This window comes from Achromobacter sp. T5-5, assembly GCF_055397965.1.
In genome coordinates, this window is the sequence record NZ_AP027919.1 from 536,854 (window position 1) to 549,131 (window position 12,278).

Genomic DNA, 12,278 nt, shown 5'->3' on the forward strand with positions numbered 1-12,278 from the left:
TGCGATGACCGCGCCCCAGATCAAGAGCCTGCTGCTCGACGCGCGGCTGCCGCGCCTGGAGGTGCGCATGCTGCTCGAGCACGTGCTGGACAAGCCGCGCGCATGGCTGCTGGCGCACGATACCGATGCGCTCGCGCCCGAGGCGGCCGCGGCGTACGAGGCCCTGGCGCTGCGCCGCCTGGCCGGCGAACCCATGGCCTACCTGCTGGGCCGGCGCGAGTTCATGGGGCACATGTTCCGCGTGACGCCCGATGTGCTGATTCCCCGTCCCGACACCGAGGTGCTGGTCGAAACCGCGCTGGAATGCGTCGCCGGCGTGGCCGGGCCGGCCGTGCTGGACCTGGGCACGGGCAGCGGGGCGATCGCCATTTCGATCGCGCTGGCGCGCCGCGACGCGCGGGTGATGGCGTCGGACGTCAGCGCGGCCGCGCTGGCCGTGGCGGCCGGCAACGCCTGGGATCTGACCGCCGCCGTGCGGTTCGTCGAAGGCAGCTGGTACGAGGCCGTGCCGGCCGGCGAGGGCTTTGACCTGATCGTCTCCAATCCGCCCTATGTGGCCAGCGACGATCCGCACCTGGAGCAGGGCGACGTGCGTTTCGAACCGCGTGGCGCGCTGACGGACGGCGCGGGCGGGCTGGACGACCTGGCGCGCATCATCCAGGGCGCCGACGCCCACCTGAAGCCAGGCGGCGCCCTGTGGATGGAGCATGGCTGGGATCAGGCGCAGGCCGTGCGGGACATGCTGGTCCAGGCCGGGTTCGAGGGCGTGCACAGCCGCAAGGACCTGGCGGGCATCGAGCGGATCTCGGGCGGTCGGCTGCCGGTGGCGGGCGCCTGACGCCTGTGGGGCGAGGGGCGTCTCTGTAGCGGGCGTCAGGCACCGGCAGGCCGCCGCCCGGACGCGCGTCTGTTACATCGCGCCGCCTCTGGAATCGCCCTGATAAACCGGCGCCGCGCCGGGGTAATCCGGGCCGTTTTCCCGGGTGTACCTATAATTGAGCAATTCCGTTTTGCCAGTCCAAGAGACCACCATGAGCGACGTTCAAGAATTCATCCGCGAAACCGTGACCCAGCACCCCGTCGTGCTGTTCATGAAGGGCACCGCCCAATTCCCGCAATGCGGCTTTTCCGGCAAGGCCATTCAGATCCTGAAGGGCTGTGGCGTGAAGAAGCTGGTCACCGTCAATGTGCTGGAGGACGACGAAGTCCGCCAGGGCATCAAGGAATTCTCCAACTGGCCCACCATTCCGCAGCTCTACGTGTCGGGCGAGTTCATCGGCGGCTCGGACATCATGAATGAAATGAACGAGTCCGGTGAGCTGAAGACGCTGCTGGAGCAATCCGGCGCCACGGCATAAAGGCCGTCATGCGGCGGCTCGTCGTCGGCATCACGGGCGCCACCGGGGCGCTCTATGCGGTGCGCATGCTGCAGGCGCTGCGCAACGTCGAAGACGTCGAAACGCATCTGGTGGTGTCGGCGTCGGGCGTGCTGAACATCAAGCACGAACTCGATGTCAGCCGCCAGGACGTCTATGCGTTGGCCGATCACGTCCACAGCGTGCGCGACGTGGGCGCCACCCTGGCCAGCGGGGCGTTCCAGACCGCGGGCATGGTGATCGTGCCGTGTTCGATGCGCACGCTGGCGGCGGTGGCGCACGGCCTGTCCGATAACCTCATCACCCGCGCCGCGGACGTCACGCTCAAAGAGCGCCGCCGGCTGGTGCTGATGGTGCGCGAGACGCCGTTCAACCTGGCGCACCTGCGCAACATGACGGCGGTGACCGAAATGGGCGGCATCGTCTTTCCGCCGCTGCCGGCGTTCTATCACCGGCCCGCGTCCATCGAGGAAATGGTGGACCATACCGTGGCGCGCGTGCTGGAGCTTTTCGATATCGTCGTTCCGGGCCCGCACTGGGAAGGCACGTAGGCCGGCATTGCTGCCGGGCTTATTCCACCAGCCCCTGACCGTTCAGCGCGGCCAGGTTTTCCGGCCACTTCCGGGCGCGGGCATTCTGCAGTTCGATGCGCGCCCAGGCCATCCATCCGGCCCATTCGATGCGCTTGTCCCATGCGGTGCCCCAGGCCTGCAACGCGGCCAGCCCGGCGGCGGCGTGGCGCTCGGCGGCATCGAAGTCTTCCGCGGTCAGCGCCAGTTGCGCCAGCAGCAGGCGCGGCTCGCCCACCCACGGGTTGTGCTCGACCGCCGCTTCCAGCATGTGGCGGGCGCTGTCCATTTCGGTCAGCGGATGCATGCGCGTGATGACTTGCCAGTACAGCGCGCTGGCGGCGGCTTCGTCGCGCGGGCTGAGCGTGGCGCGGCAATGGTCGAAGGCGGGCGGAATGGGAATGCCGGTGTCCTGCGGCATGCGTGACAGCGGCGCCAGCAGGTGCGACAGCATCGACAGGATGTTCGACGGCGGCTTGAGCGGCCCGGGCCATAGCGACGACGCCCAGTTTGTCTTCAGGTCACGGCGCTGCTGCTGGGGATAGCCAGCGAAGATCTCGTCCTGCCAGCTATGCCATTGCTCGCCGATGTCGGCGGCGGACACGACCGTGAACGCCGCGACCTGGCGCGGCGTGAACGTGTAGACCCGCCCGTCGGCGCCTTCCAGCGTCAGGCCTGCCGCGCCCGTGCCCTGGCCTTGCAGGATGGCCTGCACGAACTTCGTGCGCGGCATGGCGCAGAACAGGCTGACCCATTCCTCGGCCTCCGCGCCCAGCACGCCGCGCAGCGTGTCGCGCTCGCGTTCTCGGTCAAACAGGGTGAGGTCCACGTATTCGTTGCCGTAGACGCTGTGGAAGAGACCCAGGAGACGCACTTCGCGCGGCTGGTTCCAGAGCGCCAGCGTGCGGTAGACGCCCAGCAGATGATGCTTGAACGTGCCGGCCTTGTGCCAGTCTTCGCCGGCGCTGCGCGCAAACAGCAGATCCAGCAGGTCGGGCAGGTCGGGGTCGACGGCGGCGTAGTGGTCGGCAAGCAGCGCGCGCGCGTGCGGATGGAGTTCGGGGTTGGTGGACATGGATGGCGCAAGCAGGAATGAAAGCAGGCTCTATTGTGGCCGCATGCGCCGGCGCTGTCATCGCGCGGCTCATATCGGATTGCACATATCAATATGAATAATCATCGCTTCCGGTTTTGAAGGACGCTCACTAGAATCCGGGGTCATTCTTCTTACCTGTAGAGATTTCCCATGCGCCTTCGCTATTCCCTGGCCGTTCTTGCCACCCTCATTGGATTTGCCGGCACCTCGGCGATGGCGCAGGACGCCGAACTGAAAGTGGGCGTGACCGTCGGTCCGCATGCGCAGATCGGCGAGGTCGTGCAGCAGGTCGCCGCCAAGCAAGGCCTGAAGGTCAAGCTGATCGAGTTCAGCGACTTCATCCAGCCGAACGCCGCGCTGGACGCCAAGGAACTGGACGTGAACATCTACCAGCACCGGCCTTTCCTGGAATCGCAGAACAAGGCGCGCGGTTACAAGCTGGTGCCGGTGGCGACTGCCGTGGTGCAGCAGATGGGCATCTATTCCAAGCGCGTGAAGTCGCTGGACGAACTGCCGCAAGGCGGCAAGGTGGCCATTCCGAACGATCCGACCAATGGCGCGCGCGCGTTGCTGGTGCTGCAGGCCGCCAAGCTGATCAAGCTGAAGGATGGCGTGACGGTCACGGCGTCGATCTTCGACATTGCCGACAATCCCAAGAACCTGAAATTCATCGAGATCGAGGCCGCGCAACTGCCGCACTCGCTCAAGGACGTGGACGCCGCCGCCGTGAACTCCGCCTACGCGATCCCGGCGGGCCTGTCGCCCGCCAAGGACGCGCTGGCGCTGGAAAGCAAGGACGCGCCGTTTGCGGCTGTGGTGATCGCGGCGCGGGAAGACAACAAGGACGACCCGCGCATCGCGCGCTTCATCAAGGCCTACCAGTCCGACGAGGTCAAGGCCTTCGTCGCCAAGCAGTTTCCGGGCGCCTACTCGACGTCCTGGTAAGGCGGCGGGCTCAGCCTGGCTTCCCGCGCGCGCGTGCCGGCCTGCGCGCCGGCGGCGCCGCATCGGGCCGCGACAGCCACATCCGCGCCTGCTCCGCCAATCCCTCCTGCAGCAGGCGCGCCGGCGCGCTCATGGCGCGGTCGCGCGACCACACCACTGCTAGTACCGGGTCCTCCAGCGCCAGCAGATGGCGCGCGGCCAGGCCCTGGCGTTCGGCGTAGTGCGCGCCCAGGCTTTCGACGATGGCCACGCCCAGGCCTTGCGCGGCCAGGGCGCAGGCGGCTGACGACTGCGCCACTTCGATGATGGGCCGATAGGGCAGGCCGCGCGCCTCCAGCGCGAGGCGCGTTGCGCGGCCCGCGGGCAGGGCGGTAGCCAGCACGATGGGGCCGGCTGCGGCCACTTCTTCCAGCGTCAGCGCGGGCTGCCGCGCCCAGGGATGATCCGGGGGCATGACCGCATGCAATCCCAATGGCGCGAGCCGCAGGCTGGACACCCTGTCGATGTCCGGCGGCGAGCCGATGATGATGCCCAGGTCGATGCGGTGGTCCACGGCCATTTCGATGATTTCCAGCGCGGTGCCGGCCCGCACGGTTACCGCCACCGCGGGATGCGCGCGGCGCATGCCGGCCATGGCCGCAGGCAGCACGCTGGACGCCGCGATTGCGACGGCGCCCACGTCCAGCCGCGCCAGCGCGCCCTGGCGGATGTCGACGGCAAGCCGGTCCACCGACTCGATGCCGGCCAGCGCATTGAGCACTTCCGGTATCAGGGCGCGGCCCTGACTGGTGAGATGCAGGCGGCGGTTCTCGCGGCTGAACAGCGCAAAGCCCAACCGCGTCTCCATGTCGCGCAGCAGCGCGCTGGCGGCGGGCTGCGTCATGTTGACCGAGGCGGCCGCGGCCGTGACCGTGTCGTGCCGGTACATGGCGCGCAACAGCAGAAGTTCTCGCCGGTTGAACATATGAAATTCATATGGAAATAGTCAATTCATCTATTTGACCATATGAACGGGCGGCCGCCAGAATAGCGCCATCGCATCCCGCTTCCTGCTATCTGCCGCACCGTCATGCCCGCCAACACCATTGTTTCCGTCACCTGCGTCCCCCTGCGCCTGCCGTTCCATCACTGGAGCCCGGCGCCGCTGTTTGCCGGCCGTCCTCGCGACAAGCTGGATAGCGCGCTGGTCCGGGTACAGACCGAAGACGGGACGGTGGCCTGGGGCGAGTCGTACTGCGTCGAGCCGCGCGCCTTGCCCGCCATCTTCGAGACCCTGATCGCGCCGCTGGCCTGCGGACGCGACGCGGACGACGACACCTTGCTGCCCGGCATGCAGCGCACGCTGCACAACCTGGGGCGGTCGGGGCCGGTGGTGCACGCGCTGGCCGGCCTGGACATCGCGCTGTGGGACCTGCGCGCCAAGCGCGCGGGCGTGCCGCTGTACGCGCTGCTGGGCGGCAAGCGCCGCGAGCGGGTGCGGGTGTATGCGTCGCTGCTCCAGTACTACGGCAACGCCGAACGCCTGGACGCCGTGACCACGCGCGCGCTGAACGAAGGCTATGCCGAGATCAAGCTGCACGAGCGCACCGCCGATGCGCTGGCCGCCGTGCGCCGCAGCACGGGGCCGGGCGTGCCCATCATGGTGGACACCAATTGCGCCTGGCTGCCCGGCGAGGCCGAGGCCGCCATCGAGGCCATGCGCCCGCATGATCCGTTCTGGATCGAAGAGCCCTTGTGGCCGCCCGAGGACGACCGCGCGTTGGCGCAACTGAAGCGCGCCTGCGGCATCCCCCTGGCCGTGGGCGAGAACGCCAGCAGCGCGACGGACCTGGAACGGATCGTGGACAGCGAAGCGGCGCAGTACGTGCAGCCCAGCGTCATCAAGCTGGGCCTGACCGCCGCGTGGCGCATCGCGCAAAAGTGTGCGGACACGCGCGTCGTGTGCGCGCCGCAGGTGGCGTTCTTCGGTCCGGGCTACCTGGCCAGCCTGCACCTGATCGCGGCGCAGCAGGCCGAGGTGTCGCTTGAACGCCTGTACGTTGAACTGGCGCACGTGCCTTATGGCGACAGCGTGCCTATCGTGGACGGCTGGGTCGGCGTGCCGGACGGCCCGGGACTGGGCGCGGACCCCGAAGCGGCGCTTGCCGAGGGCCGGTTCAGCACCTGACGGCACGGCGCCGTGGCGTCAAGGGTCCAAAGAGCCCGCCAAGAACATAAACCTGGAGACAAAGACATGCATTCATCGCGCAGAGCGTTCCTGATCAACGGCACGGCCATGGCGCTGGGCGGCGCCATGCTGCCCTGGACCTTCGCGGCGCGGGCCGCACAGTATCCGGACAAGGCGGTCCGCCTGTACATCCCCTATCCCCCGGGGGCCGCCACCGATACGTTGGGCCGCATGGCGGGGCAGGTGTACGCCGAGGCGCTGGGCCAGCCTTTCGTCGTGGAAAATCGTGGCGGCGGCGGCACCACCATCGGCACGCGCGCCCTGGCCGTGTCGGCGCCGGATGGCTACACCATCGGCATGGTGGACTCCACATTCACCATCAATCCGGCGCTGCTGGGCGACCGCCAGCCCTACGACGCGATCAAGGACTTTGCGCCGATCTCGCTCATGGCGACGGCGCCCTTTGTCATGGTGGTGCATCCGTCCGTCAAGGCGGCCGATCTCGCCGCCTTCGTGGCGCTGGCCAAGGCGCAGCCGGGCACGCTGTCGTTCGGCTCGGCCGGCGTCGGCAGCGGGCCGCATCTGGCCGGCGAGCAATTGCGGCAGCAGGCGGGCGTGGACGTGCTGCATGTGCCGTACCGCGGCGGCGGCACCGTGATCACCGACCTGCTGGGCGGCCAGGTGCAGTTCGCCTTTGCCACCGTGCCCACGCTGCTGGAACACATCAAGGCGGGACGCCTGCGCGCGCTGGCGGTCACCAGCCCGCAGCGCGTCAGCCAATTGCCCGACGTGCCGACCTTCACCGAGGCGGGCCTGCCGGGGGTGGATATCTCGCCGCTCTTCGGGCTGGTCGCGCCGGCCGGTGTGCCGGAACCGATCATCGAGCGCCTGTCGCAGACGCTGGCCGATTCGGTGCGCAATGGCGCGTTGCGCGACAAGCTGGCCGGACTGGGCTTTCAGCCGGTCGGCAGCACGCCGGCGCAATTCGCCCAGCGCATCCGCGACGACGTGGCCAAGTGGACGGGCGTGATCCAGCGCGGCAACATCAAGGCGGAATAAGAAGGGCGGAATAACAAAGGCAAACCAGACGGGCGGACCAGCGGCGCCGGCGCGCCTCAGGCGTACTTGCCGGTCAGTCCGCCATCGACGACCAGTTCCGTTCCGGTGATGTAGGAAGCCTCGTCCGACGCCAGGAACGCCACGGCGTTGGCGACTTCCCAGGGCGTGCCCATGCGCCCCAACGGCACCTGCCGGTCGCGGGCCGCGCGCGCGGCGTCCAGGTCGTTCGCATCGAACATCCGCGCGACGTTGCCGGCGACGCGCGGCGTGTCGATCAGCCCCGGAATCACCGTGTTCACGCGGATGCGGTCGGCGGCATACTGCTGCGCGGCCATGCGCGCGAAATGGATGACGGCCGCCTTGCTGACGCTGTAGGCCAGATGCGGATAGCCGGTGTACCGGATGCCCGCGATCGACGACACGGCCACGATGGCGCCGCCGCCCTGCGCGCGCATGAGGGGCGCCAGGAGCCGCGTGGCGATCAGCAGGCTGGTCACGTTGACCTGCTGGATGCGGTCCCAGTCCTGCAGCGAGATGTCCTCGGGGCCGCCCACCTTGCCGATGCCCGCGTTGGCCTGCAGGATGTCGATGCGGCCGTACCGTCCCAGCGCCGCGTCGACCGCCGCCTGCATGGCGGCCGGGTCGGCGACGTCGGCCTGCACCGGCAGCGCGCTGCCGCCGGCCAGGGCCACCTCATGCGCGGCCTCTTCGGCAGCGGCTAGGCTGGCGTCCAGCGCGACGATGGCGGCCCCCTGGCGCGCCAGCGTCACGCAGCTCGCCTTGCCGATGCTCCAGCCGGGCGCCGACGTGCCCGCGCCCGTCACCAGCGCCACCTTGCCGGCCAACCGTGTGCCGGTGCCGCCCGTCATGATGGCTCGCCGCCTTGCTGGTGGCTCTTGCCCTTGCCCACGTAGGGGATGGCGTGGTCGATGGTTTCCCAGATGTAGCGGCCCGACGGGCTCTGCTGTTCTTCGGCAACGTGGGAAACGAGACCCGCCGCGCGCGAGATGACGGCAAAGCCGCGCATCAGGTCCGTGGGCACGCCGATCTCGCTGAGCAGCGCGGCCACGGCGCCCGTGGCGTTGATGGTGATGTGCTTGCCGTAGGTCTCGTCCACCGCGCTGGCCAGCCAGCGCAGCGCCTGGATGGATTGGCCGCCCAGTTCGCTTTCCGCCTCGGCCAGCGCCAGCAGCTTGATCGCGCGCGGATCGTCCGGCTTGTGCAGGTGATGGCCAAAGCCGGGCAGCGCGCTGCGCGTGGACCGGAACTCCCGCGCGATCGCCAGGGCTTCGGCCGGGCCGTCCGCGGCCTGGCGGATGCGGTCCAGCAGGCGCGAGCAGTTCTCCATGGTGCCGACGAACTGGCTGCCCACGGCCATCAGGCCGGACGCCACCGCGCCCTGCAGGTTCTCGGGCGCGCTCATGTAGATCAGCCGCGTGGCGATCGCGCTGGGCGTCATGCCGTGTTCCATCAGCGTGACCAGCACGGCGTCCACGATGCGCATGTCGACGGGGCGCGCATCGCGGCCCAGGATCTGCATGATCATGACCTCGGTGAAGGACTTCTTGCCGATCAGGTCTTCCACCAGGTCCACGTCGCGATAGGACATGCCGGTAAGGTGGTGGGCGCAAAGGCGGGTTTCGGGTTGCTTCATGGCGTTTCCTTCAGGGCGGCGTCGCGCACCGCGTTCTTGAGTACCTTGCCCACGCTGGAGCGCGGCAGGCTGTCGTGGAAATGGATCTGCTTGGGCGTGGCCACAGGGCCGAGCAGCGCCCGGACGTGGGCCTTGAGTTCGTCGTCGCTGGCGAGCGCCCCGGGATGCAGCTGGACGGCGGCGTGGACGGCTTCGCCCCATTTGTCGTCGGGCAGTCCGAACACGGAACACTCGTACACGGCCGGATGCGCGGACAGCGCGTTTTCGACGTCGACCGGATAGATGTTGAAGCCGCCGGTGATGATGACGTCGCGCAGCCGGTCCTTCAGGAACAGGTAGCCGCGGGCGTCGATGAGGCCGGTGTCGCCGGTGTGCAGCCAGCCGTCGATTACGGTCTCGGCGGTTTTTTCCGGAAGCCGCCAGTAGCCGGTCATCACCAGGTCGCCCTGCACGACGACCTCGCCGATCTCGCCGCGGGGCAGCAGCGCGCCGTCCGGGCCCATGATGGCCACGTCGGACAGGTGCGTGACACGGCCGACCGAGGCGCGGTTCTCCGGCGCTTCCAGGTCGGCGGGCCGCAGCACGGTGACGATCTGCGGCGCCTCGGTCTGGCCGTAGGTCGTGCCCAGCACGGGGCCGAAGAAGGCGCGCGCGCGCTCGATCTTTTCGACGGGCATGGGCGCGCCGCCGTAGATCAGGTTGCGCAGCCGCGGGAAGTCGGCGCGGGAGACGCCGGGCTGCGCCATGATCATGTAGATCAGGGTGGGCGGCATGAAGCTGAGCGTGCCGCCGCGCTCGCGAAACGCCGCGGTGATGGTGGCGGGGGTGACCTGGTCCAGCAGCAGGTGGGAGCCGCCCTGTGCCAGCACCGGCAGCAGGTAGGTGCCTGTGCCATGCGTGATGGGAGCCGACACCACATAGCGGTCTTCGGCGGTCAGCCCCCAGTGCATGATCTGGTTGATGATGCCGGCGTTCCAGGCGTGATACGGCTGCATCACGCCCTTGGGCAGGCCGGTGGTGCCGCCCGTGAACTTGATGGCCTGCGTGGCGTCGCGCGGCAGCGCGTGGCGGACCGGCTCGCGTCCCGCGAAGCCCGCCAGCAGGCCGGCCAGCGTCGGTGCCTCGGCGTCGTCGTCCAGGCTGATGCGCCGCGCCGGCCCCGCCGGCACCAGCGGCGCGCCCACGCTGTCCACGATCACGATGGACGGTTCCGTGGCGTCCAGGATGCGGCCGATCTCCCGCGCGGTGCTGCGGTAATTGAGCGGCACCCACACCTTGCCGCTGGCCAGCACGGCCAGCAGCGCAAGGATGTGGCGCGCGGAATTGCCCGCGCAGATCGCCACGCGCGTCTGGGGCTCGGGGTCCAGGTCCTGCAGGGCCGCCGCCAGCGCGCGGGTGTCGGCAGCCAGCCGCGCGTAAGTGACCGGGCCCTGCGGACCGTCGAGCGCCACGCGGTCCGGATGGCGTTCAGCCGCGCGGAAGAAAAAGTCGATCGGGTACACCTGTGCTCCTTGATGCGAGTGCTAGTTGGCCTTGAGATTGGCGCTTTTCACGACGGCGCCCCACTTGTCGATCTCGCTGGCGATCTTCTTGCCAAAGGTCTCGGGCGTGTTGGGCTGTTGCGGGGCAAAGAAGCCGCCCTGCTTGTACGACGCCTGCAGCTCGGGGCTGGCGAGCGCCTTGTTCACCGCCTGGTTCAGGCGGTCGATGACGGGGCGCGGCGTGCCGGCGGGCGCCACCAGGCCGAACCACGATTCCACGTCAAAGCCGGGCAGGCCGGACTCGTCCAGCGTGGGCACGTCGGGCGTGACCGGCAGGCGCTTGGGCGACGTGACGCCGATGGCGCGCAGCTTGCCCGCCTGCACGTGGGGCAGCGACGAGGGCAGGTTGTCGAACATGGAATCGACCTGGCCGCCCAGCAGGTCCGCCACCGCCGGACCGCTGCCGCGGTAGGGCACGTGCAGGATGTCCGTGCCGGTCTTCATCTTGAACAGTTCGCACGACAGGTGAATGGACGAGCCGCTGCCCGAAGAGGCGCAGGTCAGCTTGCCGGGATGCTGTTTGGCGTAGGCGATGTACTCCTGCACGGTCTTGATCGGCAGCTTGGGATTGACGACCAGGATGTTCGGGATGGTCGCCAGCAGGCCCACCGGCTCGAAGCCTTTGACGAAGTCGTAGTTGAGCTGGCTGTACAGCGTGCGGTTGATGGTGTTGGCGATGGAGCCCACATACAGCGTGTAGCCGTCCGGCGCCGCGCGCGAGACGATCTCGGCGCCGATGTTGCTGTTGGCCCCGGTCTTGTTCTCGACGACGACCGTCTGCTTCAGCTCTTCCGAGAGCGACTTTGCCATCAGGCGCGCCACGATGTCGGTGGCGCCGCCCGCGGCGTAGCCGACCACGAGGGTGATGGGGCGTTCGGGGTAGGGGTTGGCCGCCCAGGCGGGGGCGGCGGCCAGCAGGCTGCCGCTCAAGGCCACCGCCGCAGCGGTCCAGCGCTTGCCGAATGTCTTCATTGTTGTCTCCGTCCTGTTTGTCTAATAATTGGACAAATCTCTGTCTGTCCGCCTTCATATTCGGCTTTGATGGGGGCGTCATCAACGCAAGGTGTCCAGAAATTGAACAAACCGGATTCCGAGGGTTCTGGTCCGCGCATCCTGCGGCGCGGGCTGCGGGTGCTGGGCGTGCTGCGCCAGGCCGGCGCGGCCGGCATGCACGTGGTCGACATCGCGCGGGCGGCGGACATGCAGCGATCCACCGTGTACCGCTACCTGGACGTGCTGGTCGAAGAGGGCTATGCGCTGCGCGAATCGGATGCGCCGCGCTGGCGGGTGGCCGAGCTGGGCGTGATGATGGCCGGCGACCCGCACGCGCAGGCCGTGCGCAGCCTGCGGCCGCTGCTGCGCCAGATCAGCGATGTCAGCGGGGATTCAGCGTTTCTCATCTGCCGGGCGGCCAACGATTCCCTGTGCCTGCATCGCGAGGTCGGCAACTATCCGGTGCAGGTGCTGGCCGTCACGGTCGGGCACCGCCAGCCGTTGGGCGTGGGGGCGGCGGGGCTGGCGCTGCTGGGCGCCTTGCCCGCCGCCGAGGCCGACGAGGTGGTGGTGCAGAACGAGCAGGCGCTGCGCGCCTACGGCGGCATGACGGTCGCGCAGATGCGCCGGCTGGTCGAGAACACGCGCGACCGGGGCTGGGCGGTGGTGGGCAACGCGGCGGTGCCGGGGGTGCTGGGGGTGGGGGTGGCGCTATGCGACGCGGGGGGCTATCCGCGGCTGGCGGTCAGCGTGTCCAGCCTGATCAGCCGGATGCAGGCCCCGCGCCAGCGCAGCATTGCCGACCTGATCCGCGCGCAACTGGCGCAGAGCGGATTCGGCATGCATCACGGGGGGGCGCCGGGCGGCCGGGGCTGATG

Annotated in this window: 13 protein-coding genes; 7 read left to right on the forward strand and 6 right to left on the reverse strand. The window is 68.9% G+C overall.

The features are described from left to right. The first annotated feature begins 4 nt into the window (after positions 1 to 4). From prmC to ACZ50Q_RS02480, 3 genes are all read left to right on the forward strand, one after another. The gene (gene prmC, locus ACZ50Q_RS02470; RefSeq protein ID WP_092582839.1) at positions 5 to 838 is read left to right on the forward strand and encodes a peptide chain release factor N(5)-glutamine methyltransferase; all 834 of its coding nucleotides are present in this window, start codon (positions 5 to 7) and stop codon (positions 836 to 838) included. 193 nt (positions 839 to 1,031) lie between these two features. Next, a complete protein-coding gene (grxD, locus tag ACZ50Q_RS02475; protein WP_076517441.1) occupies positions 1,032 to 1,358 on the forward strand; it encodes a Grx4 family monothiol glutaredoxin in 327 nt (108 codons plus the stop codon). Positions 1,359 to 1,366: 8 nt separating this feature from the next. Beyond that, positions 1,367 to 1,927: a UbiX family flavin prenyltransferase gene (locus tag ACZ50Q_RS02480; protein ID WP_464080434.1), complete on the forward strand. Its 561-nt coding sequence runs from the start codon at positions 1,367 to 1,369 to the stop codon at positions 1,925 to 1,927. A 19-nt stretch (positions 1,928 to 1,946) separates the two neighbouring features. Here the strand turns inward: ACZ50Q_RS02480 and ACZ50Q_RS02485 are convergent, their stop codons facing one another. Then, entirely contained in the window at positions 1,947 to 3,020 is a 1,074-nt protein-coding gene (locus ACZ50Q_RS02485) for a DUF6817 domain-containing protein (protein WP_464080435.1), read from the reverse strand. 171 nt (positions 3,021 to 3,191) lie between these two features. On the opposite strand from ACZ50Q_RS02485, the gene ACZ50Q_RS02490 reads away from it, so the two are divergent. Further along, positions 3,192 to 3,986 carry a MetQ/NlpA family ABC transporter substrate-binding protein gene (locus ACZ50Q_RS02490; RefSeq protein ID WP_464080436.1) on the forward strand — a complete coding sequence of 265 codons (795 nt, stop codon included), beginning with the start codon at positions 3,192 to 3,194 and terminating at the stop codon, positions 3,984 to 3,986. Between the two features lie 10 nt (positions 3,987 to 3,996). Here ACZ50Q_RS02490 and ACZ50Q_RS02495 read toward each other — a convergent pair whose 3' ends face one another. After that, positions 3,997 to 4,950, reverse strand: a complete 954-nt coding sequence (locus tag ACZ50Q_RS02495) for a LysR family transcriptional regulator (protein WP_464080437.1) — start codon at positions 4,948 to 4,950, stop codon at positions 3,997 to 3,999. 105 nt (positions 4,951 to 5,055) lie between these two features. Here ACZ50Q_RS02495 and ACZ50Q_RS02500 point away from each other — a divergent pair, with 105 nt between their 5' ends. Next, complete coding sequence (locus ACZ50Q_RS02500; protein WP_464080438.1) at positions 5,056 to 6,153, forward strand: mandelate racemase/muconate lactonizing enzyme family protein; 1,098 nt, start codon at positions 5,056 to 5,058, stop codon at positions 6,151 to 6,153. 66 nt (positions 6,154 to 6,219) lie between these two features. After that, positions 6,220 to 7,212, forward strand: coding sequence for a Bug family tripartite tricarboxylate transporter substrate binding protein (locus ACZ50Q_RS02505; RefSeq protein ID WP_464080439.1), 993 nt, complete (start codon positions 6,220 to 6,222; stop codon positions 7,210 to 7,212). 56 nt (positions 7,213 to 7,268) lie between these two features. Here ACZ50Q_RS02505 and ACZ50Q_RS02510 read toward each other — a convergent pair whose 3' ends face one another. From ACZ50Q_RS02510 to ACZ50Q_RS02525, 4 genes are read right to left on the reverse strand one after another with little or no spacing between them, the layout of a single operon-like run. Next, positions 7,269 to 8,081 carry an SDR family NAD(P)-dependent oxidoreductase gene (locus ACZ50Q_RS02510; RefSeq protein WP_464080440.1) on the reverse strand — a complete coding sequence of 271 codons (813 nt, stop codon included), beginning with the start codon at positions 8,079 to 8,081 and terminating at the stop codon, positions 7,269 to 7,271. Beyond that, positions 8,078 to 8,866: a citryl-CoA lyase gene (locus ACZ50Q_RS02515; protein WP_092582834.1), complete on the reverse strand. Its 789-nt coding sequence runs from the start codon at positions 8,864 to 8,866 to the stop codon at positions 8,078 to 8,080. Before ACZ50Q_RS02515 ends, ACZ50Q_RS02510 begins: the two co-directional genes overlap by 4 nt. Continuing rightward, positions 8,863 to 10,368 carry a class I adenylate-forming enzyme family protein gene (locus tag ACZ50Q_RS02520; protein ID WP_464080441.1) on the reverse strand — a complete coding sequence of 502 codons (1,506 nt, stop codon included), beginning with the start codon at positions 10,366 to 10,368 and terminating at the stop codon, positions 8,863 to 8,865. Before ACZ50Q_RS02520 ends, ACZ50Q_RS02515 begins: the two co-directional genes overlap by 4 nt. 21 nt (positions 10,369 to 10,389) lie before the next feature. Next, the gene (locus ACZ50Q_RS02525) at positions 10,390 to 11,379 is read right to left on the reverse strand and encodes a Bug family tripartite tricarboxylate transporter substrate binding protein (protein ID WP_464080442.1); all 990 of its coding nucleotides are present in this window, start codon (positions 11,377 to 11,379) and stop codon (positions 10,390 to 10,392) included. 102 nt (positions 11,380 to 11,481) lie between these two features. Here ACZ50Q_RS02525 and ACZ50Q_RS02530 point away from each other — a divergent pair, with 102 nt between their 5' ends. Then, complete coding sequence (locus ACZ50Q_RS02530) at positions 11,482 to 12,276, forward strand: IclR family transcriptional regulator (RefSeq protein WP_464080443.1); 795 nt, start codon at positions 11,482 to 11,484, stop codon at positions 12,274 to 12,276. The last annotated feature ends 2 nt before the right edge of the window (positions 12,277 to 12,278 follow it).